The organism is Pseudomonas sp. NY15372, assembly GCF_048068215.1.
Classification (GTDB): domain Bacteria; phylum Pseudomonadota; class Gammaproteobacteria; order Pseudomonadales; family Pseudomonadaceae; genus Aquipseudomonas; species Aquipseudomonas guariconensis_A.
Window position 1 is genome coordinate 199,068 of sequence record NZ_JBLUPY010000005.1, and the last position, 23,274, is coordinate 222,341.

Sequence of the window (23,274 nt, forward strand, 5' to 3'; positions counted from 1 at the left end):
TGACTGGCAATAGGTGAAACCCGGTCTTTAATGGCCGGTATCACCGTGATCCGCACTCAGGACGAGCCTCATGCCACTGCTTGACCCCACCTCCAACGAAAGCAAGTATTCCAAACTCTCCAGCGCAGCCCTGATCGGTGCTACAACGCCGACCAGCACGCGTCTGTGGGTACGCTTGTATCGCCCCGGTACCTGGTACCTGGCGGTGAGCGCCCAGCCCCTGCGTGGCGATCTGGTTCGCTTGGGCGACCTGCCGGTGGCCCAGTACCTCAAGGATCAGGGCATCAAGACCGTATACCTGAAGGCACAGACGCTGGGCTTCGAGACGGACGTGACCGGGGTGTTCGATGTCGACGGGCTGAAGCCTGGCACCACCTACTACTACGCCTTGATCAGCGATGAACGCGACCCCACCAAGGTGGGTCGGCGCACCGAGATCGGCGGCGACCGCCCGCGCTTCTTCGTCACTCCGCCGCTTGCGCCCAACACCCTCACCTTCGGTTTCTACAGTTGCCATGACCCGGTCAGCGCCGACGGCAGCGCCGGGGCCTGGCCCTTGATGCACCAGCAACTGGCCGACCAGCGCGCTACCTTCGTCATCGGCGGTGGCGACCAGGTGTACGTGGACACAAACAAAAAAAACGGCTTCCTGGACATCTGGGAATGGCTCAAGGACAACAAGGACGAACTGCTGCAGGCCTACAAAAAAGGCAAGGGCTACGACAAGCCCGGTATCGAGCGCTACCTGTGCAATCTCTACCGCTGGTTCTACCGGGTTTACTGGAACGTGCCCAGCCAGCGGGAAATCTACGAGCGCCTGCCCCAGTACATGATCTGGGACGACCACGAGATCATGGACGGCTGGGGCTCGTTGACCAACGCCGAGCGGCGCAAGCGCATCTCGCTGCTGTTCGAGAGCAGCAACAACACCACGACCAACCAAATGCTGGTCGACCTGATGTGGCGTGCCGCCTGCCGGGTGTACTACGAGTACCAGCACAGCCACAACCCACCCACGCCGATCGACCTCAACGACCCCGACGCCTGCCAGTGGGACTATGCCTTCGAGCAGGGGCGCTCGGCCTTCTACGTGCTGGACATGCGCGGCCATCACGACGTCGAAGCAGACGACCCGTACAAGCTGCTGGGCAGCGCGCAGATGAAGCGTTTCGCCACCTGGCTGAAGAGCCCGGCGGTCGAGGCTGCCGATGCGGTGTTCGTAGTGTCGCCGGTACCGGTCATGCACTGGCGCAATGCCGTGACCAACTACGCCGACATCGGCTCGTTCAAGGACGACTGCATGGACGAATGGGACCACAAGACCAACCAGGCCGAGCGCAAGCACCTGCTCGACCAGGTGTTCGCGACCCTGGGCAGCAGCGGCAAGCCGGTGGTGTTCCTAAGTGGCGACGTGCATTGCGCCGCGGTGTTCCGCCTGCTGCACAAGCGCTACCCGACCGCCAAGGTGTTCCAGGTCACCTCCAGCGCCATTTCCCGGATGCCGGCACCGGGCGTGCTGAAGCTGGCGATCAGCGCCGGCGGCAGCATGCCGGGGATCAACGACATCGTCTGCGAGCGCTGGTACGCCATGGCCGGTTCGAAGAACTTCGCCATGCTCCAGGTTCGCCATTCGCTCGATGGCACCCACACGGAGGTATTGGTGGAGCTGCACTGGCCGGGTGGCGACGATGGCGAGCTGACCAAGCGGCGTGTGCTGCTCAAGTGAGCCGGGCGCGCGACAGCGCAGCCCGAAGGGCCGGGGGACCCCCACAGGGATCGCGCGCTGCTTGAGCTTACGCTTCACCTGTGGGAACGGGCTTGCACCGCGATGGGGCTGCGAAGCAGCCCCCGCCAACTCAAGCCACGAAGGTATAGACGATCGCCGACAAGGTGATCAGCCCCACCAGCACCACGAATACGTTCGACAGCCTGCCCGAGTATTGGCGCAGGCTCGGCACCTTGCGCACGGCATACATCGGCATCAGGAACAGCAGGCAGGCGATCACCGGCCCGCCCAAGCTCTCGATCAAGCCAAGGATGCTCGGGTTGAGCGTCGCGACTAACCAGCAGGCCAGCACCATGAACGCCGCGGTCACACGCTCCAGGCGCTTGGCCGGCCAGGCCTTGCCGCGCCCGCGCAGGCTCTTGATGATCATGCCCTGGAAGCCTTCGCTGGCGCCGATGTAATGGCCCAGGAACGACTTGGTGATCGCCACCAGAGCAATCAGCGGAGCGACGAAGGCGATCACTGGGGTCTGGAAGTGGTTGGCCAGGTACGACAGGATCGAGATGTTCTGCGCCTTGGCCGCCGCCAGGTCACCCGGGCTCAAGGCCAGCACGCAGCTGAAGCAGAAGAACATCACCGTCACCACCATCATCACGTGGGCGGTGGCCAGAGTGCGGCCGCTCTTGCGGTCGGCGTCGGCACCGTAGCGGTGCTTCTGGTCCACGGCGAAGGCCGAGATGATCGGCGAGTGGTTGAACGAGAATACCATCACCGGTATCGCCAGCCACAGGGTCAGCAGCAGTTTCGATGCGTCCAGCCCTTCGCTGGCCTGGGCGAAGAAGGCGCCGTTCCAGTTGGGGATCAGGCTCAAGGCAAGCAGCAGCAAGGAGGCGACGAACGGATACACCAGTACGCTCATGGCCTTGACGATGATCTGCTGACCGCAGCGCACCACGACCATCAAGCCCAGAATCAGCAACAGCGACAATAGTGCCCGTGGCGGAGCGGCCACCTGCAACTGGTGTTCGAGGAAGCTGGTGAGGGTGTTGGTCAGGGCCACGCTGTAGACCAGCAGGATCGGGAAGATGGCGAAGAAATACAGCAAGGTGATGAGCTTGCCGGCACCGGTGCCGAAATGCTCTTCCACCACTTCGGTGATGTCCTCGCTGCCGCCCTTGCGGCCGGACAGCACGAAGCGGGTCAGCGCCCGGTGTGCGTAGAAGGTCATGGGGAAGGCTAGCGCGGCCAGGATCAACAAGGGCCAGAAGCCCCCCACACCGGCATTGATCGGCAGGAACAAGGTCCCGGCGCCGATTGCCGTGCCGTACAGGCCCAGGGCCCAGGTGGTGTCGTGTCGGTTCCAGCTGGTCGTGCCCTCGGTCGAAACCGGGGCGGCCGAATCCGCACGAATGCTCGTGGTATTTTGTACATCAGTCATGGGTATCGCCTTGTAGTTGTTTTTGTCGCTCGGTACAGCGGGTGTTGCAATTTCGATGAAGCAGCGCCCCTTTAGGGAAGCGGCTCAGCACTCCACGAAGGCCACGGCCAGGCCGCCGCGGGAGGTTTCCTTGTAGTTCGCGTGCATGTCGGCACCGGTGTCGCGCATGGTGCGGATCACCCGGTCCAGGGAGATGAAATGCTCGCCATCGCCGCGCAGGGCCATCTGCACGGCATTGATCGCCTTGACCGCGGCAATGGCGTTGCGCTCGATGCAGGGCACCTGCACCAGGCCACCGACCGGGTCGCAGGTCAGGCCCAGGTTGTGCTCCAGGGCGATCTCGGCCGCGTTCTCCAGTTGCGGCGGCGTCGCGCCGAGCACTTCGGCAAGGCCGGCCGCAGCCATCGAGCAGGCCGAGCCGACCTCACCCTGGCAGCCGACCTCGGCGCCGGAAATGGACGCGTTCTTCTTGCACAGGATGCCCACCGCTGCTGCGGCCAGCAGGAAGGCGACCACATCGTCATCACAGGCGCTGGCGTTGAATTTCATGTAGTAGTGCAGCACCGCCGGGATGATCCCCGCCGCACCGTTGGTGGGCGCGGTGACCATGCGCCCGCCGGCGGCGTTCTCTTCGTTGACCGCCAGGGCGAACAAGTTGACCCACTCCATGGCGCTCAAGGTCGAGCCGATCACGTTCGGCTTGCCCAGCTCCTGCAGGCTGCGGTGCAGCTTGGCCGCGCGGCGCTTGACCTGCAGGCCGCCCGGCAGGATGCCCTCGTTGCGCAGACCATTGTCGACGCACTCCTTCATGGCGCCCCAGATTTTCAGCAGACCTTCGCGCACCTCGGCCTCGGGCCGCCAGGCGCACTCGTTGGCCATCATCAGTTGGCTGACGCTCAGCTGGTGGGCCTTGCACAAGGCCAGCAGCTCGGCGCCGCTGTCGAACTCATAGGGCAGGCTGACCTGGCCGGCATCGGCCTTCGGCGCATCGATCTCGTCCTGCTCGACGATGAAGCCGCCGCCGATGGAGTAGTAGGTCTGGCTGAACAGGCTGCCCTGCTCGTCCAGTGCGTCCAGGGTCATGGCATTGGGGTGATACGGCAGGCTCTCGTCGAGCAGCAACATGTCACGGGCATACTCGAAGGCCAGCGGGTGGCTGCCGTCGAGCAGCAGGCGCCGCTCCTGCATCAGCTGGGCGATACGCGGCTCGATGCTGTGCGGGTCGATGCGGTCGGGCCACTGGCCCATCAGGCCCAGCAGGCAAGCGCGGTCAGTGGCATGGCCTACGCCGGTGGCCGAGAGCGAGCCGTACAGGCGTACCTGGACTCGGGCCACCCGCGCCAACAGGCCACGCTCGCGCAGGGCCTGGGCGAAGGTCGCCGCGGCGCGCATCGGGCCTACGGTGTGGGAACTGGACGGGCCGATGCCGATTTTGAAAAGGTCGAAAACACTGATAGCCATGCTAATGCCTGAGCTCGGCAGCTTGTGTGGCCGCTGCCCGCTCCTCCGGAAAAATTGAACGCTATTGCGAAGTTGCGCGATACTGCCGCGCATCATTGGCGATGACCAACGAAAATTTCTAAGCAAGACTTTAGCGGTACTAAACCATGAGGCGACAACTCAATGGCCAGATGTTCGTCTGGCTCAACGTGTTTTCCTGCGCGGCGCGGCACCTGTCGTTCACCCGCTGCGCCGAGGAGCTGCACATCACCCCGGGCGCAGTCAGTCAGCAGATGCGTCAGCTCGAAGAACGCCTGGGCTATCGCCTGTTCCTGCGTCGGGCCCGCGGGGTGGAACTGAGCGCCGAGGGCCAACGCCTGGCGCAGACCGTGGCCGAGGCCTATGGCAGTATCGAGGCCGAACTGCTGCGCCTGGACGCTGGCGAGATCCGAGGCACCCTGCGCCTGCGTTCGATTCCCTCGTTCCTGGCCAAATGGCTGACCCCGCGGCTACCACGCTTCCAGCAACGCTACCCGGACATCGAGCTGCGCCTGGTGGCCGAGGACAGCAACCAAGCCCTGCACCCGGACGACTTCGATCTCGCCATCGACCTCAACGACGGCAGCTACCCCGGCATGCTCTCCACGCCGCTGCTGGACGAGCAGGTGTTCCCGGTGTGCTCGCCGGCGTTGCTGCGCGGTCGCCCGCCCCTGCACGGCCCGGCCGACCTGGTGCATTACCCGCTGCTGCACGACATCACCGCCTGGCGTGGCAGCTCGGAATATGCCGAGTGGGAGTTCTACCTCGAAGGCATCGGTGCCGGCAGCCTGGACGTGCGTCGCGGTCATACCTTCAACCGCAACCACCTGACCATCGAGGCGGCCATCGCCGGCGTGGGCGTGGCGATCGCCCGCCGCACCCTGCTCAACGACGAGCTGGAACGTGGCACGTTGATCGTGCCGTTCGGCGTACCGATCGCCAACCACAAGCGCTACATGCTGCATTACCCACCCGGAGGCCTGAGCCAGCCGGGGGCCCGCGCGGTGCATGATTGGCTGGTGGAAGAAGCGCAGGCGTTTCGGGCTTTGCACCCGCTGGAACTGCGGGAAACCAACCCGCCTGAAACCCCACCCCGGCCTGCCTAGAACGGAAAAGTCAATTTCCCGACGCTTAGACCAAGCCAAAAACCGGCAGCTTTTTCCCCTCCCCGCAAGCGCCTCTATCACCTGCAAGCCACTGTTTTAGAGGCCTGTACCGCTCATCGGTTCGCCGACCGGCTAAACGCCACTAGCTTTCAAAGCTAACCCATGGACTTGAAAAGGGTTACTTGCCAACAGGCATACTGATCAGCGCCTGTAAGTTAAACGAAATACGCCATAGGTTTGACGCAAATCCAGGTAGCTGAGCTATACCAAAGTCACGCAATGTTTCTACTCCCTTACTGTCATCGAGGCACTGGGCATGGATGTGAGCGTGTTTGGCACTGGCTATGTCGGACTGGTACAAGCGGCGGCGATGGCCGACATGGGGCACCGTGTCCTGTGTGTGGACGTCGATACCCACAAGATCAACCAGTTGCGTCAGGGCGTGCCGCCGATCAGCGAGCCAGGGCTTTCGGACCTGTTGGAAGACAACATCCGCGATGGCCGCCTGCTGTTCAGCACCCAGGCCAGCGATGCGGTCACCCATGCCGAGCTGATTTTCATCGCTGTCGGCACCCCGCCCGACGAGGACGGTTCGGCCGACCTCTCCCATGTGCTGGAGGTCACCCGCCAGGTTGTCGAGCTGATGGACAGTGACCGTACCCTGGTCGTCAAGTCCACCGTGCCAGTGGGCACCGCCGACCAAGTGCTGGCGCTGGCCAGCGACGAGCTCAAGCGCCTGGGTAAGGAGCGGCTGCAGGTACGCGTAGTTTCCAACCCCGAGTTCCTCAAGGAAGGCAGCGCCCTGGCCGACTGCATGCGCCCCGACCGGATCATCGTCGGCACCCATGACGAGCTGGCCCGTGAACAGTTGACCGAGCTCTACGCGCCCTTCTGCCGCAACCGCGAAAAGCTGATGTTCATGGACAACCGCAGCGCCGAGCTGACCAAATACGCCGCCAACGCCATGCTCGCCACGCGCATCAGCTTCATGAACGAGCTGGCCAACCTCAGCGAGCACCTGGGCGCCGACATCGAGGCGGTGCGCAAGGGCATCGGCTCGGACCCACGTATCGGCTATCACTTCATCTACCCCGGCTGCGGCTTTGGCGGCTCGTGCTTCCCAAAGGATATCCAGGCCCTGCTGCGCACCGCCGAGCGCAGCGGCATGCCCCTGCGCCTGCTACAGAGCGTCAACGACGTCAACGACCGGCAACGGCGGATCCTCTTCGCCAAGCTCAAGCAGCACCTGGGCGGCAGCCTGGCCGGCCTTTCGGTCGCCTTGTGGGGGCTGGCCTTCAAGCCCAATACCGACGACATGCGCGAGGCACCCAGCCGCTACCTGATGGAAGCGCTGTGGGCCGAAGGCGCCACCGTGCGTGCCTACGACCCGGAAGCCATGGACGAATGCCGGCGGCTCTATGGCTACCGCGACGACCTGCAGCTGTGCGCCACCCGTGACGATACCCTGCAGGACGCCGATGCCCTGGTGATCTGCACCGAATGGAAGAACTTCCGCGTGGTCGACTTCACCCTGCTGGCCAGCAAGCTGCGGGCGCGGGTAATCGTCGACGGGCGCAACCTGTACAACCCCGAACACGTTGCAGCCCATGGCCTGCATTACTGCGGCATCGGTCTGCGCCATGTGGCCGCGCGGGTGATCGGCCAATGAAAATCCTGGTCACCGGCGCTGCCGGCTTCATCGGCGCCCACACCTGCCTGCGCCTGCTGCGCGATGGCCACCAGGTGCAGGGCCTGGACAATTTCAACGACTACTACGACCCGGCGCTCAAGCACGCCCGGGTGCAGTGGGTGCGCGAACAGACCGGCGACTTCGAGCTGCACTGCCTGGACCTGTGCGACCAGGGCGCTATGGCCCGCTTGTTCGCCACGTTGCGCCCACAAGTGGTGATCCACCTGGCCGCCCAAGCCGGCGTTCGCTACTCGCTGCACAACCCACAAGCCTACGTGGCGAGCAACCTTGTGGGCTTTCTCAACGTGCTCGAAGGGTGCCGCCAGCACCCGGTCGAGCACCTGCTGTACGCCTCGTCCAGCTCGGTGTACGGCGCCAACCAGCGCACCCCGTATCGGGTCCAGGACGCCGTCGACCACCCGCTGTCGCTGTACGCCGCCACCAAGAAAGCCAACGAAGCCATGGCCCACAGCTACAGCCACCTGTACAGCATTCCTTGCAGCGGCCTGCGCTTCTTCACGGTCTACGGCCCCTGGGGGCGCCCGGACATGTCGCCGATGCAGTTCGCCCAGGCGATTATCGACGGCCGGCCGATCCAGCTGTTCAACCACGGCAACCACCAACGTGACTTCACCTACATCGACGATATCGTCGAGAGCCTGGTGCGCCTGGCCCCGCTGGCGCCCAAGGGCGATCCGAGCTGGTCCGCCCACGACCCGGACCCGGCCAGCAGCAGCGCCCCCTGGCGGCTGTTCAACATCGGCGGCCAGCGCCCCGTGGCCCTGCGCGACTACCTCGCCCTGTTGGAGCAGCACCTGCAGCGCAGCGCCCAGGTGGAACTGCTCGGGCTGCAGCCGGGCGATGTCCTGAGCACCTGCGCCGACGCCAGCGCCTTGGCCGAGGTGACCGGGTTCACGCCGCAGGTTTCCCTGGACGAGGGGCTCAAGCGTTTCGTCGCCTGGTTTCAAGGGTACTGCCCTCGCGGGCAGGCGGATCAACGGAGGGCGGTATGACAGGACAACCTCAAAGTGCGCAAGCCCAGGCGCTGTACCAGGACAAGCGTATGGACCCCAGCCACCGGCAGCGCATCGACGCGGCCATCCATATCCAGGGTCGCGGCTGGATCAGCGGGCGGGCCGGCGGGCGGCCCTGGTCGCTCTCGCGCACCAACCGGGTGTTGTCCTGCCTGGCGGCGCTGGGCCTGCTGCTGGTGCTGTCGCCGTTGTTCCTGGTACTCGCCGTGCTGATCAAGCGCTCGGATCCAGGCCCGGTGTTCTTCGTGCAGACGCGCACCGGCTACCGTGGCCGCCTGTTCGGCATGTTCAAGTTTCGCACCATGGTCGCCAACGCCGAGTCCCTCAAGGAGTCGGTGCGCCACCTGAACAAGCACGGCGCCGATGCCATCGACTTCAAGATCGACAACGACCCGCGCATCACCCCGGTGGGCCGTTGGCTGCGGCGCAGCAGCCTGGACGAGCTGCCCAACCTGATCAACGTGGTCACCGGCGATATGCGCCTGGTCGGCCCACGCCCCACGTCCTTCAACGCCTACCGCTACAAGGACAGCCACCTGGTGCGGCTGTGCATCTACCCGGGCATGACCGGCCTCTGGCAGATCTCCGGGCGCAGTGACATCGATTTCGACCAACGCGTACAGCTGGACCTGAGCTACATCAACGAACAGAGCCTGATGCTGGACCTGAAAATCCTGCTCAAGACTCCGTTCAAAGTCTTCACTGGCCACGGAGCAAGTTGAGATGGACGGTTCTACTTCAAGAAGCCTGAGTGTCGCCCCTCCGAGCGAAACCAACCTGACCGCCACCGTACTCGACCTCGAGCAGCGCACCTTGCTGCTGACCGCGGCCAATACCGGAACCGGCACCAGCACCAGCGCCCTGGCCTTCGCCAGCCAGCTGGCGATGATGAGCGCCGGCAGCGTGTTGCTGATCGACAGCAGCAGCGGCGCCAACAGCCTGAGCCAGCAACTGGGCCTGGGCAAGTTACGCGGCTACACCGACCTGCTGTTCGACCACGATACCCCGCCGCTGGCCCAGGACTGCATCGTACGCCTTGCTGAACAACCGTTCGACCTGCTGCCCGGTGGCACTTGGAAGCGTGAGCGCGAGCACCTGGACCCCGAGCGCCTGCGCATGCTGCTGCGCCACCTGGGCGTGCAGTACCGCTTCGTGGTGATCGACGGCGAGGCGATCTACGCCAGCGCCGACAGCCTGGTGATCGCGCCCCTGGTCGATGGCGTGATCCTGGTGGTATGCGGCGAGCAGACCCGCTGGGAAGTGGCCCAGGCCGCGGCCCAGCGCCTGTCCCAGGCTGGCGCACGGCTGATCGGCAGCGTGTTCAACAAGCGCAAGTACTACATGCCCAAGTGGCTGTACGACAACCTCTGAGAGGCCGCACAGGATGAACGCCATGAGATACCCATCGATAGCCCTGTGCCTGCTGGCCCTCGCCGGCTGCGCCAGCCAGCAGAACCGCGAGATGCCGGTACAGATCCTCACCGCTTCGCCCGCCGAGAGCCAGGCCACCGAAGTGGCCAGGCGCGAGCAGGTGCTGCGCCCGCAGGATGTGCTGGAAGTGATCTTCCACGTCAGCAACCGCTCGGCCGGTGTCTACCGCATCCAGTCCGGCGACACCCTGGACCTATCCTTCATGGCCGCCAGCGGCCTGAACGGCAGCCAGCTGGTGCAGCCGGATGGCACCATCACCTTGCCCAGCACCAACTCCACGGTGCGCGTGGAGGGTATGACCACCGCAGAGGCCGAGAGCACCATACGCCAGGCCTACAACGACAAGCGTGTGTTCAAGCCCAACCGTGACCAGGTCAGTGTTCGGGTACTGAGCCCGATGACCAGCGAAACGGCCCTGCGCGACACCCTGGTGCACCCCACCACGGGCATGAGCCGCGACATCACCGTGGGCAACGATGGCCGCGCCACCTTCCCGGAAATCGGTTCGGTGCCGCTGCAAGGCATGACCGTCAACCAGTTGCGCGACTACCTCAACGAGCGCTACGCCAGCCTGCCCGGCCGGATGACCGTGGACGTGCTGCTCAAGTCCACCGCCGCCAACGAGATCTACGTCCTCGGCGAAGTGGGCCAGCCTGGCGCCTTCGCCATCCGCCGCCCGGTCTCGGTGCTCGAGGCGCTGACCCTGGCGCGCGGCCCGACCCTCAAGGCCAAGCTCGGCTCGGTGGTGATCATGCGCCGCGAAGGCAACATGGTCCACGCGGTGAACTACGACGTCGACGAAGCCTTGTCCGGCGGCAGCCAGAAGCTGGCCTACCTGCAGCCCGAAGACATGCTCTACGTGCCCAAGACGTCTCTGGCCAGTGCCGCCGAGCTGTCCCGGCAACTGGCCGACGTGGTGCTGTTCCAGGGCTTCGGCTTTAGCTTCAGCTACCGCGTCGACAACAAGAACAACGACAACTGACCGGGGAACGAACCATGATCACGCAACCGAAAGAAAACCATGTGCATGAGTTCTTCCGCATCTTCTTCGCCAATCGCCACCTGGTGAAGCGGGTGTTCCTGGTGTTCGCCGCGATTGCCCTGGTGTTGCCGCTGGTGCTGCAACAGCGCTACGACATCACCGCCGAAGTGATCGTGCAGTCCAAGAAACTGTCGCAAAGCGACACCAGCTCGGCCTTGTCCCAGGAAGCCGACCAGTTCATCCCGCCGACGCTGGCCGACATGGAGACCGAGAGCAATATCCTGCGCTCGCCCAGCCTGATCCGCCAGACCATCAGCCAGCTGCGCCAGGAAGGGCATTACCAGCACGAGCCGGGCCTGCTCCAGCGGGTGTTGTTCATGCCGCTGCAACAGCAAGTGATCGAGCCGGTGCGTGCCTGGCTGGCCGGGCCGGCCGACAGCAGCCGCGACAAGACTCTGGACACCCTTACCGAACAGGCGCTCGATGACCTGGACATCAAGACCCTGCCCGGCTCCAACGTCATTTCGGTGTCCTACAGCACCGCAAATGCGCAGCTTGGCACGCTGTTCGTCGCACGCCTGCTGGACAACTTCCTGAAGAACCGCCAGGACCTGCAGTCCAACGAGTTGCCCGAAGCGTTCTACCAACAGAAGAAGCTGCATTACCAGGCCCGCCTGGGTGACCTGGAGAACCAGCGCCTGGCGCTGCTGACGGCGATCGGCTCATCCGACCCCAAGGAAGAAATCACCTTCCGCCTCAACGCCATCAACACCGAGGAGCAGGCGCTAAACGCCCAACGCGACCGGCAGTTGCAGAACCAGCAATGGCTCGACTACCTGCAAGGCAGCCTGGCTGACGCACGCAAGGCGCGGATGGCCGACTACGCCTTCCCCTATACCTTCACCACCACGGTAGACAACGTCGCCTTCGAGGACCGCGAGATCCGCCAGATCGGTGAACAGCTGACCTCGCAGATGGCCCGCTACAACGCCGACACCACGGTGTTCCTGCCCGGTGCCGAGCAGATGGTGCTGGCCCGCCAGCAGATCGCCCAGCTGCGCGCGCAATTCCTCAAGGTGATCGCCAACCGTATCCAGGAACGCCAGCAGGACCTGGCCGTGACCCAGCAGGTGATCGCGCAGAAGACCCAGCGCATCGGCGAGTTCAAGGAGCGCATCCACCAGTTGCGCGAAACCCAGAGCAAGACCCGCCAGTTAGACACCGAGATCGACGCCTTGCACAAGGCCTTCTCCACCTATGCCCAACGCTACGAGGAAAGCCGCGGCCAAGGCCTGTTCGACGGCAGCCAGTCCAACGCGCGCATTCTCAGTGCACCCTACGAGCCCACCACCGCAGCCTTCCCGCGCCCCGGCCTGATCATTCCGTTCGGCCTGCTCACTGGTTTGCTGTTGGCCATCGCCCTGGTCTACGTCAAGGAGTTCTTCGACCACCGCTTCAAGCACCCGGCGCAGATTACCCAGGAGCTGGGCCTGCCGGTACTGCTGGTGATCAACGACCAGGCCCCTGGCCTGCCCAACCCGCACAAAGCCTGGACGTTGCCACGGCTGATGCACTGGGTGCGCAATTGAACAGCGTTGCCCACCCTGGCGAACGGCCGATCCTCCATCTGCTCAGCAGTGGCGGGTTCTACGGCGCCGAGCGCATGCTCTTGGACCACTGCCAGGCCGCGCCTGGCCGGCACCGTGTGCTGTTGCTCGATGCACCTGCCGAGCTGGCGGCGCGCTTTCGCCAGGCCGGTATCGACTGCCTGGTCTGCCGTGGTTCGGCCGCGGTGTTCAGGCAACTGTTCGCCCAACGCAACGCACGGCCCTTGATCAATGCCCACAACTTCAAGGGCCTGGCCCTTGGCTGGCTGGGGGCGGCCCTGTATGGGTTGCCCCTGATCACCACCCAGCACGGCTTCACGCCGCGCAGCCTCAAGCAGCGCTTCTATATATGGCTTGGCCTGCAGCTGTGCCGTACGCCGGTGGTAGGCACGGTGGTGTGTGTCGCCGACAGTATCGCCGGCCTGCATCACCAGGCCGGGGTGGCGCCCGGCAAGCTGCGGGTGATCCCCAACGGTCTGCCGCCAGCACACGCCCTGCCCGAACGCCATGCCAAAGGCTATTGGCTGGCCGGCTACGTGGGGCGCCTGTCCAGGGAAAAAGGCCCGGACCTGTTCCTCGACACGCTGATCCCCTTGTGCCGTCGCTACGTCGAGGTCAAGGCGGTCATGCTTGGCGATGGCCCCGAGCGCGAGCGACTGCAGGCTCGCATCGACGCCGCCGGCCTGGGCGCGCGCATTGCACTGCCGGGCTTCCAGCGCGACATGCGCAACTGGATGGCACGCCTGGATGCCCTGGTCATCAGTTCGCGCACCGAAGGAACGCCGATGGTCCTGCTTGAGGCCATGCAGGATGGGGTGCCGGTGGTGGCCTTCGGCGTGGGGGGCATCCCGGATGTCATCGAACATGGCCGCAGCGGCCTGCTGGCCAGGCCCCTGGCCGTGGACGAACTCGCCCAGCACCTGCAAGCCCTGATCGAAGACCCCGCCCAGGCCGCGGAACTAGCCGCCCGGGCACAGCTAACCCAACGCGAACGCTACCACCTGCCGACCCTGGCACAACGCTGGGCTCTGGTCTACCAGGGCGCCACCGAGGAGGTTGTCGCATGATCATGTCCCTGTCGTTGGTTGGCCTTGCGGCCCTGCTCAGCCTGGCCCTGCTCGCCAGCCCCTTCCCCTATCTCGCACCCGCGATGGTGGTGGGCCTGGCCGGTGCCCTGGTGCTGTACCGCAAGCCCGCCTGGGGCCTGTTGGCGATTGCCCTGCTGGTACCGCTGGAAGGCCTGCTCAAGGATGGTGAGGTGTCTGCGGCCAAGATCGTCGGCATCGGCCTGGTCCTGACCCTTGGCCTGCAACTGGCGGTGCGCCAACTGCCGGGTGAGCGCCTGTACAGCAACCAGTGGCGTCTGCTGGTGCCGTTCTTGGCGCTGTACCTGCTCAGCCTCTGGACCAGCGACGATGCGGCGCTCTCGCTCAACCACCTGCGCGAGTTCACCGTAGGCCTGGTGGTGTTCGTAATCACTTTGCTGGTAGGGCGCGAGCTCAACCTGCCAGCCCTGTGCCGGGTCGTGACCCTGAGTGTGTGCGTCACCTGCCTGTTCGCCATGTTCTCGAGCAAATACCAACAACAAGGTCGCGCCTCGGCCCTGCTTGACCCTAACGTATTGGCCCTGCTGATCACCTTCGCCATGCCCCTGGCATTGTGGCTGCTGATCAAGGCCCGGCAGGTGCCGGTCAAGCTGTTCTGGGCGGTATGCTGCCTGCTGATGCTCGCCGGGATGACCCGCACCGAGTCGCGGTCCGGTCTGGTCGTGCTGCTGGCCACCCTGGTTGCCGTGCTGTACGTCTACCGCGCCCAACTGGCGCGGATCCGGCCGCGGCACCTGGGCTTCGCCATGCTGGGCCTGGCCATCGTGCTGCCATTGGGCGCCGCGCTGATGCCGCCGGCGTACCTGGAGCGCATCCAGTCGCTGGCCCAGCTCAAGTCAGGGATCAACGCGCACAAGGACGAGTCCCTGGGCCGACGCGCCTCCTACCTGGTGGTCGGCAAGGACATGATCAGCCACAGCCCGGTGCTTGGCACCGGTCCCGGCACCTTCCCGCTGCACTATGCCCACACCGGGTTCTCCAAGGCCTTCGCCCCGGCCAAGCGCACCAGCGACGACCTCTACCGGCAGGCCCACAACACCTACCTGGAATTGTTCACCGAAACCGGCATACCTGCAGGCTTGCTGTTCATCGGCATGATGCTGCTGGCGCTGCGCAACTTCACCAGGGCCAGCGCCAGCTGGCGCACCGCCGCAGACCACTACCATGCCGACCTTGCCGCTCACCTGACCATGAGCCTGGTGGCCATCGGGCTATTCCTGATGTTCCTCAGCGTACCCAGCCACAAGTACCTGTGGATGATGCTGGCGTTGTCCAGCGTGCTGGTGCGCCAGGCCGCCGAGGCCCCGACCACGGCGGTGGCGCGATGAACCAGGTGAGCATTGTCATCCCCATGTTCAACGAGGCCCGCCACATCGGCCGAACCCTTGCGTGCGCCCGGGCATCGGCCCAGCAGGCGGGCCTGGCGTGTGAATTGCTGGTGGTGGACAACGGCTCCACCGATGCCGGTCCCGACATCGCTCGCGAGCTCGGGGCCACGGTGCTGACGCTGCCGGGCGCGACCATCGCCGCCCTGCGCAACCTCGGTGCCCGGGCCAGCCGCGGCGCCTGGCTGGCGTTCCTGGATGCCGACATCGAAGTACCTGGCAACTGGCTCACCCTGCTGGTCAGTTTGCAGCAATGCGACCAAGGCGATGTCTTCGCCCTCGACTGCGATACGCCTCGCCAAGCCCCCTGGTTCGCCTACGCCTGGCAACGGCGCACGCTGCGCGCCGGGCAAACCCTGCAGCCAAGCACCTGGCTAGCGGCGCCCAATCTGCTGCTGCGCCGCGACTGGTTCGAGCGGGTGGGCGGCTTTGACGAACGCCTGCGCACCGGCGAGGACAAGGACTTCACCCTGCGCCTGCACCAGGCCGGCGCGCGCCTGCGCGCCCTGCGCCAACCGACGGTGCTGCACTGGGGCTTCGAGGGCACCTGGGGCGAATGGCTGGGCAAGGAACTGTGGCGCCAGGGCAGCCACCTGCAACTGCTGCGCAGCCATGGCGCCAGCCTGCGCATGCTGCGTTTCCCGCTGCTGTCGCTGGTGCCTTGGGTGTTGACCGCCTTGGCACTGCTGGCCCTGTTCCAGGGGGCTGGTCGGCTCGCCCTGTTGCTGATGGTGCTGGGCGCCCTCCCGGCCCTGGCACTGAGTCTGAGGCAGAGCCTCAAGCACCGGGCCCCGGTGTTCACTCTGCAACTGTGGGCCTTGCACTGGGTCCGCCTGCACCTGGCCGGCGCCGCCCTCGTGCTGAACCTGTTCAACCGCACCGCAAGGAGGCCTGCCCGTGGCTGAGTTCATTTTCTGGTCGTGCCTGTTGCTGCCGATGTACGCCTGGGTCGGCTACCCGCTGCTGCTGACGCTGGCCGCGCCCTTCTTTCCCCGCCAGTTGCCAGGCCCATTGGCCCCGCAACGGGTCAGCGTGGTCATCGCCGCCTATAACGAAGAGCGGCACATCGAACACAAGCTGGCCAGCGTACTGGCACAGGATTACTTGGCCGCCGACCTGCAGGTGGTGGTGGCCAGCGATGGCTCCAGCGACCTCACCGTGGCCCGTGCCCGCGCCATCGGTGCTGCGTGCGTGCAGGTGCTGGATTTGCCGCGCCAGGGTAAGGGCGCCACGTTGAACACGGCGGTGCAACGTTGCCAGGGCGATATCCTGGTGTTCACCGATGCCGACAACCAGTGGTCCGGCGATACCCTGCGCCGGCTCCTGGCCCCCTTCGCCGACCCCGGAGTCGGCTGCACCGCCGGGCACATGATCATTCCCGAGCCTGGGCAAGGCCTGAGCCTGGGCGACAGCCTGTACCGCCATTACGAAGCGTGGCTGCGCAAGGTCGAGAACCGCACCGGCTGCATGGTCTCGGCCGACGGCGCCCTGCTCGCCCTGCGTCGCGAGCTGTTCCAGCCGATTCCCCGCCAGGCCAACGATGATTTCTTCATCAGTACCTGCGCGCCGGTGGCGGGCAAGCGCATCGTCTACGTGCCCGAGGCTGTGGTACTGGACCAAGGTGTGGACGAGGCCGGCAAGCAGTTCCGCCGTCGCCAGCGGGTCACTGTCGGTGGGTTGCTGAGCCTGGCCGCCCGACGTGAGCTGCTCAACCCCTTCAGGCATGGCCTGTACGCCGTTGCCCTGGCCAGCCACAAGCTGATCCGCCGCCTGGCTCCCGTATTACTGGTGCCGTTGCTGTTGGCCAACCTCTGGCTGGCCACCGAGGGCGGCTTCTACCTGCTCTGCCTGGCAGCCCAACTGCTCGGCTATGGCGCTGCGGTGCTCGGCCTGCTGGACGCCCGTCGCCGCCTGCCCAAGCCGTTTCGGCTGGCTGCCTTCCTGCTGGTCACGGTGGCTGGCATGAGCATCGGCGTGTGGCAGTTCCTGCGCGGGTACAGCTACAGCCAGTGGAACCCCGACCAGAATCGATGAGTACACCTCTATGCCGATCAAGACCCGTATCAAGCAGGCTAGCGGTTGGCTGTACTTCAATTTGCCCAGTACCCGTGCCCGCCTGCACAGCACCGGGGTGATCCTCATGCTGCACCGGGTACTGGAGGACGACAGCCTCGCGGCGCTGCCCCATCGCAACGAGCTGTGCCTGGGCCCGCGGGCCTTCGAGCGCCTGCTGCGCTGGCTGTCGCAGCACTTCGAATGCGTCACCCTGCTGGACCTGCTGCAGGCCCCCCGGCCTGCCAACGGCCATGGCCGGCCCAGGGTCGCCCTGACCTTCGACGACGGTTGGCGCGACAATGCGGTCAATGCCTTCCCGCTGCTGCTGCGCTATCGCGTGCCGGCCAGCATCTTCCTGTCCACCGACTACATCGGCAGCCGCCAACGTTTCTGGTGGGAAAGCATCGGCGAGACCCTGTGGGGCACCCGCGGCGAGGACGCGCGCCTGGCATTGGCCGAGCTATTGCGTGAAACCGGGCGCCCACTGCCGGCGGCGTATTTCTTGAGCAGCCGCTCCCATACCCGCAGCCAAGTGCTGGCCCATTACCTGCAAAGCCTCAAGAGCCTTGGCCAGCCCACCTTGCAACGGATGACCGACGCCTGCCCGGCCGAGCCTGTACCGCAAGCCCTGGACTGGCACCAGGTACGCCAGTTGGAAGCGACCGGCCTGGTGCGCTTCGGCCCCCATGGTGCCAGCCATGCCTTGCTGCCTGAGCTCGACGAGCAGCGCCTGGGCGAGGAACTGCAGCGTAGCCATGCCGCGCTGCATGAGCACTGCGAACACCCGCTGCCGGTGTACTGCTACCCCAACGGCGACCACGACGACCGGGTCCGCTCATGGGTCGCCCGGCACAGCTATGCCTATGCCCTGAGCACCCGCCAGGGGCTGTTCCGGGATGACGACGACCCCCTCGCCCTGCCGCGTATCGGGGTCAGCCAGCACACCGCTGCCTGCCCTTCGCTGCTGGCCTGGCGCATCGCCCGTGGAGGCCTTGCATGATCCGTAGCACCTACCTGCGTCATCTGGCGCTGAGCATGGGCACCAAGCTTGCGATGATCGCCCTGCGCCTGTTGCGCAACGTGCTGCTGGCGCGGATCCTCGGCCCGAGCGAACGAGGCTTGTTCGCCCTGCTCAGTGCCTTGCCCGACCTGATCAGTGCCGTCACCAGCGGTGGGCTCAATAGCGCGGTGGGCTACCAGGCTGCCAAGCGCCGCGACATGGGCCTGCTGCTGACCCAGGTGCTGGTCTATGGCTGCCTGCTTGCCGGTTTACTGACCCTGCTGTGGGTCTATTTGGTCCGTCAGTTCGGCGGCCAACTGGAAGTGACCCAGCAGCTCGGCCTGCTGGCCTGGCTGTTGCTGCTGGCCGTGCCGATGGCGGTGCTCAAGAGCGGCCTGTTGACCCTGCACAATGCCAGCGGTGGCGTGGATGCCTTCAACGCCCTGCGCCTGACCGAGTCGTTGGCGCCATTGCTGCTGTTCCTCGCCTTGTTCTGGATGTGGCGCGAACAGGCCATGGAGGCGGCGCTGATCAGCTGGCTGCTGGGGCTTGCCGTGGTGCTGGTATTGGGCGTGGCCTGGCTGGCACGCCAGTACCCGGTACGCCTGCGCTGGGACCGCAGCGGCCAGCGCGAATTGTTGAGCTACAGCGCCAAGAGCCACCCTGACCTGCTGTTCCAGCAAGTGATCCTGCGCTCGGACTACCTGTTCATCGGTGCAGTGCTCGGCAGTACCGCCCTGGGCCACTACGCCATGGCCACGGCGGCGGCCGAGCTGCTGCTGATCGTCCCCGAAGCCGTCACCACGCCCTTGATGAAGCACCTGCTGCAACAGGATGCCGACATGCAGCGTCTCACCCCCCTGGCCCTGCGGCTGACCGCCACGGTGATGCTGCTGGCCTGCCTGAGCATGGCGCTGATCGGCAAGTGGCTGATCATCACCCTGTTCGGCATCGAGTACGCCCCCGCCTACCCGGCTTTGCTCGCCCTGCTCCCGGGGCTGTTGGGCCTGTGTTATACCGCCATCCTGCGCCTGGACCTGCTGGGCAAGAACCGGCCGGGCACGGTGTCTCTGATCATGGGCGCTGGCGCGGCGCTGAACCTGCTGCTCAACATCTTCATGATCCCGGCCTGGGGCATCGTCGGCGCGGCCCTGGCCTCGTCGATCGCCTACCTGGCGGTTACCTTTGCGATGCTCGTGGTGTATTGCCAGCTGAGCAACGTGGCCCTGTGGCAGACCCTGATCATCCTGCCCAGCGACCACGCCCCATTGCGTGAAATGCTGCAACGGAGGCCCGCGTGAAGTGCCTGGCCCTGCTCGCGGCGCTGGTGCCGTCGTGGGTCTTGGCAGCCAGCCTGCAGTGGGGAGACATCCGCGACGGCAGCCTGTACCTGCAGCCCGAGCGCACCGACGAGCTGCGCATCCAGTGGCACCCGGCCTGGCAGGCCGATGCCAATGGCGAGCACCTGTATCTGCTCGATGGCCAAGGGCGGCTACGGGCCGAACGGGCGATCAGCGCCGAGCAGGTGCGGGGCGAGCAAAGCTGGCCACTGGAAGCTGCCGCAGGCCCTTACCGGCTGGAGATTCCTGGCTACAGCTTCCGCAGCTACCAGGTCGAGCACCTGGATACGACCCGGGCCCTGTTCGCGCCGGCGAAGGTGCACTTCAACGCCGAAGTGGCATCGGGCACCACCCTGTTCTTTCGCGTCAAGGCGGGCGAACAGGCGAGCCTGGCCGGTAAATACCATGGCGGGGTGAATCGCCTGCTGGCCCAGCGCCTGGGCGACGGTTACAAGGTGGAGGTCGCGCTAGCGCCCTACCGCGCCTATTGGCAGTTCGACCAGCAAAGGCTGCCGGTCAGCGCCCGCGACGAAACCTGGCGCCTGTACCTGCAAGGCAGCGGCAAGGCCGCGTTCTGGCTGGACGGCACGGCCAATCTGTTCGCCCAGCGAGCCGAGCATCTGGGCGACCTGCCGCTCGCCCAGGGCCAGGTGGCACTCACGCTTGCCGAACGACCATTGGGTCCGACGCCACTGCTGGGTGTGGCCATGCACTACGTGCCGCCGCCACCGTCCAGCTTTGCCGCCCTGGACGCCCTGCGCCCGCAGGCGGCGGGCTTCTACAGCTTCGTCGACGTCCTGGTGCGCAAGCCGCACTACGAAGACGCCTGGCGCCGCCTGTACCAGGAGCGCTTCGCCATCGACCAGGACATCACCTTGCTGGCCGGCACCGGCCGGCGCGCCGTGCTGGCAGCCGATGCGCCCACCCGCAACGGCCTGCAGGCCTGGCTCGCAGCGACCACCCGGCTCGGCGGCAAGGGCGTGCACTACCTGAGCGTGGCCGACGAACCCAACCTCAACTACCCCGACTACGCCAGCTTCCGCGACTACTTCCGCCTCATGACCGCCGTGGTCCACAACTGGCCTGGAGCGCGCGAAGCGGGCGTTCGTATCGCCATCCCGGCATCTTCGCGCTGGCTCGGCGGCCCGTTCAGGGACGACGCCAAGGGCCTGCGCGGCATTGACTGGGCCCGGCGCCTGCTCGAGGAACAAGGCACCCAGGTCGATGCTCTGGCCTGGCACGAGTGGATGGTCCGCGACCTGCTGGCCACCCGTAGCTACCGTGACAGTGTGCGACAGGCCGCCGCCCTGGTGGGGCTGGACGATCAGGGCCGGCCACGCAAGGCGCTGCTGTTGGACCAGACCAACCTCTCCAGCGGCTCGAGCCTGAGCCCCTACGACCAGAACACCCACTACGCAGGCCTCTGGTGGGCGTCGGTGGTGATCAATGCCTCGGCCGATGGCCTGCTGGACATGCTCAACTGGTTCCATGTCGCCGACGAGCCCGAATGGCCCAAGGGCATGGTGCAGGTCATCGACGACACCCACTTCCAGCTAAAGCCCGTCGGCCTGGCCCAGCAGTTCATCCAGCGGCACTGGCTGGGCCAGGTGCTGGCCCTGGACAACGACGGGTTCGAAGTCGATGCCCTGGCCATGGCCGAAGCGCATCGGCGTAGCCTGCTGGGGGTCAACAAGGCCGACCGACTGCAGCAGGTCACATTGGCCCTGGATGCGTGCCCGGACGCCCGGCTGGAGCTGTTCGGCCCGGACAACCAGCCACGGCCGACCACGTACGCCTGCAAAGGCGGCCAGGTGCGTTTCCAGGTGCCTGGCCAGACCTTGTTCGCCCTGAGCTGGAACGCTGCGCAGGCGCACCCTGACACGCCCTCTGCGGGCCGGCGCATGTACGCCACGCGCCCGGCCCCCACACACCAAGCCACCGTCAAGGAGCCTTGAAGCCATGGACCTGCGACTGAGCTGGCACGACTCGCTGCTCACCCCCGACTTCCCGGCCGACGAATACGAGGCCCTGCGCCGGCGGGTAGCGGGTAGCACCCCGTTCAACCACCTGGGTTGGCTGCGGGCCGCCGAAGGCGCCCTGCAGCTTGGCCAACGCCTGCAGGTGCTGCTGGGCTATCGGGGCGGACAACTGCGGCTGTGCCTGCCGCTGGTGCGCATGCGCGAACCGTATGGCCCGTTCAACGCCCCGGTGGTGCGCCACCTGGGCCACCCCTTGAGCGACCGCATCGCCCTGCTCGTCGACCTCCCCGAGGCCGATGCCGACACCGTCTTCCAGGCCATCTGTAAGCACCTGCCCCATGCCCTACTGCAACTGAGCGAAGTGTCGGTACAGTCCCATGGCTGGCTGGGCCGTTGGGCCGCGGCGAGTTCGCATTGCGAGCAACGCCTGAGCTGCGTGGTCCCGCTGCACCGGGTCAGCCAGGCCGATCGCCAGGAGCCCGGCGGCGCACCACGCTACAAGTTGCGCCGGGCGCGCAAGCGCATTGCCGCCTGCGGTGCCCAAGTGCGCCGGGTGCAGGCCAACGTGCATGACATCGGCGCCTTGCTCGATGCCGTCAGCACCGTGGAAGCCGCCAGCTGGAAAGGCGATGACGAGGTCGGGATCTTCTCAGGCGTGCAGCGCCGCCAATGGATGTACCAGGCGTTCACCGCCCTGGCCAGCGAAGGTCTGGTGCACCTGGTGCTCCTGGAGCTGGACGGTCGCTGCATCAGCTACCGCCTCGGCCTGCTCGAACAGGGGCGGCTCTACGACTACAACCTGGCCTTCGTGCCGGATCATCGCGACCTGGGCAGCGGTCGCGTGCTGCTGGATGAGTGGATTCGCTGGGGGCTGGACGATGGATGGACCTGGATCGACGCTTCGCGGGTCAGCCTGCACCACTCCAGCCACCAGCTGCATGAACGCATGACCGACCCGCTCGAACAATGGCGCCTGAGCCTCTACAGCAAGCGCCTTGACGGCCGCCTACTGGGCCTGGCCCTGCGCGCCTGGCGACTGCTCAAGCCCTACCTGAACGGGCGCGCACGGCCATCGACCGCCCTCACTCCATCCGATTCCCCACAGGAGAACCCCGATGCCCTCCCAGGTCATAGTCAACGCTGACGATTTCGGCATGAGCCCACACACCAATGCGGTGATCCTGCAAGCGTTCCAGGCCGGGCTGATCAGCTCGGCCACGGCCATGGCCAACATGCCCGCCTTCGCCGCGGCCTGCGCCCTGGCTCGCCAGCCCGCGCTGCTGGGCCGGATAGGCCTGCACTTCAACCTGACCCAGGGCCGGCCGATGAGCCAGGCGATTCTCGCCGAACCGCGGTTCTGCTCGCCTAGCGGGGAGTTCGCCTTCGCGCTCAAGCGCGCGACCCTGCGCTTGTCCCGGGGCGAACGTGCCGCCGTGGAGCAGGAGCTGCACGCGCAATGGCAACACTGCCTGGCCCACGGCCTTGTGCCCAGCCACCTCGACTCGCACCAGCATGTGCACAACATCTGGCCGATCGGTGAAGTGGTCGCGCGTTTTGCCCGCAGCCAAGGCGTCCCGGTGCGCCTGGCGCGCAACCTCGGCCACAACATCGGCCCAGTCAAGCGCCTGTACAAGACCCTGCTCAACCGCCGCCTGCGCCAGCTCAGTGGCGCCACGGCCGACTACGTCTGCACCCCCGCTGACCTGAAGGCCGGGCTGGCCCCGGCCCATGGCATCCTGGAAATCGTGACGCACCCCAGCGCCCTGGGTGGGCAGGACTTCGGCGATGCCTACCTGCCCACCGGCGAATCCCTGCAGTCGCTGGTCGAGCAGCAGCTCAGGCAAACCCAGCGCATTGGCTATGGGGCAGTCCCCAGGCTCGTCGAGTCCTGAGGCTACCGGCCTGGCCGGCTCGCC

General features: G+C 65.9%; 19 protein-coding genes. 17 read left to right on the forward strand and 2 right to left on the reverse strand.

Going from position 1 to position 23,274, the window contains the following annotated elements; genetic code table 11:
* The first annotated feature begins 70 nt into the window (after nucleotides 1–70).
* Nucleotides 71–1,726 (forward strand): alkaline phosphatase D family protein, encoded by a 1,656-nt coding sequence (locus tag ACNFG0_RS06480; RefSeq protein WP_416764310.1) that lies wholly within the window; start codon nucleotides 71–73, stop codon nucleotides 1,724–1,726.
* Between the two features lie 130 nt (nucleotides 1,727–1,856).
* Here ACNFG0_RS06480 and ACNFG0_RS06485 read toward each other — a convergent pair whose 3' ends face one another.
* A complete protein-coding gene (locus ACNFG0_RS06485; protein ID WP_196156376.1) occupies nucleotides 1,857–3,164 on the reverse strand; it encodes a serine/threonine transporter in 1,308 nt (435 codons plus the stop codon).
* A gap of 84 nt (nucleotides 3,165–3,248) precedes the next feature.
* Entirely contained in the window at nucleotides 3,249–4,625 is a 1,377-nt protein-coding gene (locus ACNFG0_RS06490) for an L-serine ammonia-lyase (RefSeq protein WP_416764311.1), read from the reverse strand.
* A gap of 146 nt (nucleotides 4,626–4,771) precedes the next feature.
* Between ACNFG0_RS06490 and ACNFG0_RS06495 the strand changes: the two genes are divergently transcribed.
* The 16 genes from ACNFG0_RS06495 to ACNFG0_RS06570 all read left to right on the forward strand — a co-directional run bounded on the left by ACNFG0_RS06495 (nucleotide 4,772) and on the right by ACNFG0_RS06570 (nucleotide 23,250).
* A complete protein-coding gene (locus tag ACNFG0_RS06495) occupies nucleotides 4,772–5,749 on the forward strand; it encodes a LysR substrate-binding domain-containing protein (RefSeq protein WP_196156378.1) in 978 nt (325 codons plus the stop codon).
* A gap of 316 nt (nucleotides 5,750–6,065) precedes the next feature.
* On the forward strand, nucleotides 6,066–7,418 hold the full coding sequence (locus tag ACNFG0_RS06500; RefSeq protein ID WP_196145231.1) for a UDP-glucose dehydrogenase family protein: 1,353 nt from the start codon (nucleotides 6,066–6,068) through the stop codon (nucleotides 7,416–7,418).
* Complete coding sequence (locus ACNFG0_RS06505) at nucleotides 7,415–8,452, forward strand: NAD-dependent epimerase (RefSeq protein WP_416764312.1); 1,038 nt, start codon at nucleotides 7,415–7,417, stop codon at nucleotides 8,450–8,452. Before ACNFG0_RS06500 ends, ACNFG0_RS06505 begins: the two co-directional genes overlap by 4 nt.
* Nucleotides 8,449–9,195 (forward strand): sugar transferase, encoded by a 747-nt coding sequence (locus tag ACNFG0_RS06510; protein ID WP_196145229.1) that lies wholly within the window; start codon nucleotides 8,449–8,451, stop codon nucleotides 9,193–9,195. The genes ACNFG0_RS06505 and ACNFG0_RS06510 overlap by 4 nt, the downstream gene beginning before the upstream one ends.
* A gap of 1 nt (nucleotide 9,196) precedes the next feature.
* Entirely contained in the window at nucleotides 9,197–9,844 is a 648-nt protein-coding gene (locus ACNFG0_RS06515) for a CpsD/CapB family tyrosine-protein kinase (RefSeq protein ID WP_196145228.1), read from the forward strand.
* Between the two features lie 22 nt (nucleotides 9,845–9,866).
* On the forward strand, nucleotides 9,867–10,886 hold the full coding sequence (locus tag ACNFG0_RS06520) for a polysaccharide biosynthesis/export family protein (protein ID WP_416764313.1): 1,020 nt from the start codon (nucleotides 9,867–9,869) through the stop codon (nucleotides 10,884–10,886).
* A gap of 14 nt (nucleotides 10,887–10,900) precedes the next feature.
* Nucleotides 10,901–12,475 carry a GumC family protein gene (locus ACNFG0_RS06525; protein WP_416764314.1) on the forward strand — a complete coding sequence of 525 codons (1,575 nt, stop codon included), beginning with the start codon at nucleotides 10,901–10,903 and terminating at the stop codon, nucleotides 12,473–12,475.
* Nucleotides 12,472–13,560, forward strand: a complete 1,089-nt coding sequence (locus tag ACNFG0_RS06530) for a glycosyltransferase (RefSeq protein WP_416764315.1) — start codon at nucleotides 12,472–12,474, stop codon at nucleotides 13,558–13,560. The genes ACNFG0_RS06525 and ACNFG0_RS06530 overlap by 4 nt, the downstream gene beginning before the upstream one ends.
* Entirely contained in the window at nucleotides 13,557–14,927 is a 1,371-nt protein-coding gene (locus ACNFG0_RS06535; protein WP_416764316.1) for an O-antigen ligase family protein, read from the forward strand. The genes ACNFG0_RS06530 and ACNFG0_RS06535 overlap by 4 nt, the downstream gene beginning before the upstream one ends.
* Nucleotides 14,924–15,889, forward strand: a complete 966-nt coding sequence (locus ACNFG0_RS06540; protein ID WP_196145224.1) for a glycosyltransferase family 2 protein — start codon at nucleotides 14,924–14,926, stop codon at nucleotides 15,887–15,889. The genes ACNFG0_RS06535 and ACNFG0_RS06540 overlap by 4 nt, the downstream gene beginning before the upstream one ends.
* On the forward strand, nucleotides 15,882–17,018 hold the full coding sequence (locus ACNFG0_RS06545) for a glycosyltransferase family 2 protein (protein WP_416764317.1): 1,137 nt from the start codon (nucleotides 15,882–15,884) through the stop codon (nucleotides 17,016–17,018). The genes ACNFG0_RS06540 and ACNFG0_RS06545 overlap by 8 nt, the downstream gene beginning before the upstream one ends.
* Before the next feature lie 10 nt (nucleotides 17,019–17,028).
* The gene (locus ACNFG0_RS06550; RefSeq protein ID WP_416764318.1) at nucleotides 17,029–18,039 is read left to right on the forward strand and encodes a polysaccharide deacetylase family protein; all 1,011 of its coding nucleotides are present in this window, start codon (nucleotides 17,029–17,031) and stop codon (nucleotides 18,037–18,039) included.
* Nucleotides 18,036–19,340, forward strand: coding sequence for an oligosaccharide flippase family protein (locus ACNFG0_RS06555; protein WP_196156386.1), 1,305 nt, complete (start codon nucleotides 18,036–18,038; stop codon nucleotides 19,338–19,340). Before ACNFG0_RS06550 ends, ACNFG0_RS06555 begins: the two co-directional genes overlap by 4 nt.
* Nucleotides 19,337–21,334: a hypothetical protein gene (locus ACNFG0_RS06560; protein ID WP_416764319.1), complete on the forward strand. Its 1,998-nt coding sequence runs from the start codon at nucleotides 19,337–19,339 to the stop codon at nucleotides 21,332–21,334. The genes ACNFG0_RS06555 and ACNFG0_RS06560 overlap by 4 nt, the downstream gene beginning before the upstream one ends.
* A 4-nt stretch (nucleotides 21,335–21,338) precedes the next feature.
* Nucleotides 21,339–22,502: a GNAT family N-acetyltransferase gene (locus tag ACNFG0_RS06565; RefSeq protein WP_416764320.1), complete on the forward strand. Its 1,164-nt coding sequence runs from the start codon at nucleotides 21,339–21,341 to the stop codon at nucleotides 22,500–22,502.
* Nucleotides 22,474–23,250: a ChbG/HpnK family deacetylase gene (locus ACNFG0_RS06570; RefSeq protein WP_196145219.1), complete on the forward strand. Its 777-nt coding sequence runs from the start codon at nucleotides 22,474–22,476 to the stop codon at nucleotides 23,248–23,250. Before ACNFG0_RS06565 ends, ACNFG0_RS06570 begins: the two co-directional genes overlap by 29 nt.
* Nucleotides 23,251–23,274 lie beyond the last annotated feature (24 nt).

Excerpts from the sequence above, each read along its gene's own strand:
- ACNFG0_RS06480 (WP_416764310.1), top strand. The coding sequence starts at position 71 with ATGCCACTGCTTGACCCCACCTCCAACGAAAGCAAGTATTCCAAACTC.
- ACNFG0_RS06485 (WP_196156376.1), bottom strand. The coding sequence starts at position 3,164 with ATGACTGATGTACAAAATACCACGAGCATTCGTGCGGATTCGGCCGCC.
- ACNFG0_RS06490 (WP_416764311.1), bottom strand. The coding sequence starts at position 4,625 with ATGGCTATCAGTGTTTTCGACCTTTTCAAAATCGGCATCGGCCCGTCC.
- ACNFG0_RS06495 (WP_196156378.1), top strand. The coding sequence starts at position 4,772 with ATGAGGCGACAACTCAATGGCCAGATGTTCGTCTGGCTCAACGTGTTT.
- ACNFG0_RS06500 (WP_196145231.1), top strand. The coding sequence starts at position 6,066 with ATGGATGTGAGCGTGTTTGGCACTGGCTATGTCGGACTGGTACAAGCG.
- ACNFG0_RS06505 (WP_416764312.1), top strand. The coding sequence starts at position 7,415 with ATGAAAATCCTGGTCACCGGCGCTGCCGGCTTCATCGGCGCCCACACC.
- ACNFG0_RS06510 (WP_196145229.1), top strand. The coding sequence starts at position 8,449 with ATGACAGGACAACCTCAAAGTGCGCAAGCCCAGGCGCTGTACCAGGAC.
- ACNFG0_RS06515 (WP_196145228.1), top strand. The coding sequence starts at position 9,197 with ATGGACGGTTCTACTTCAAGAAGCCTGAGTGTCGCCCCTCCGAGCGAA.
- ACNFG0_RS06520 (WP_416764313.1), top strand. The coding sequence starts at position 9,867 with ATGAGATACCCATCGATAGCCCTGTGCCTGCTGGCCCTCGCCGGCTGC.
- ACNFG0_RS06525 (WP_416764314.1), top strand. The coding sequence starts at position 10,901 with ATGATCACGCAACCGAAAGAAAACCATGTGCATGAGTTCTTCCGCATC.
- ACNFG0_RS06535 (WP_416764316.1), top strand. The coding sequence starts at position 13,557 with ATGATCATGTCCCTGTCGTTGGTTGGCCTTGCGGCCCTGCTCAGCCTG.
- ACNFG0_RS06540 (WP_196145224.1), top strand. The coding sequence starts at position 14,924 with ATGAACCAGGTGAGCATTGTCATCCCCATGTTCAACGAGGCCCGCCAC.
- ACNFG0_RS06550 (WP_416764318.1), top strand. The coding sequence starts at position 17,029 with ATGCCGATCAAGACCCGTATCAAGCAGGCTAGCGGTTGGCTGTACTTC.
- ACNFG0_RS06555 (WP_196156386.1), top strand. The coding sequence starts at position 18,036 with ATGATCCGTAGCACCTACCTGCGTCATCTGGCGCTGAGCATGGGCACC.
- ACNFG0_RS06565 (WP_416764320.1), top strand. The coding sequence starts at position 21,339 with ATGGACCTGCGACTGAGCTGGCACGACTCGCTGCTCACCCCCGACTTC.
- ACNFG0_RS06570 (WP_196145219.1), top strand. The coding sequence starts at position 22,474 with ATGCCCTCCCAGGTCATAGTCAACGCTGACGATTTCGGCATGAGCCCA.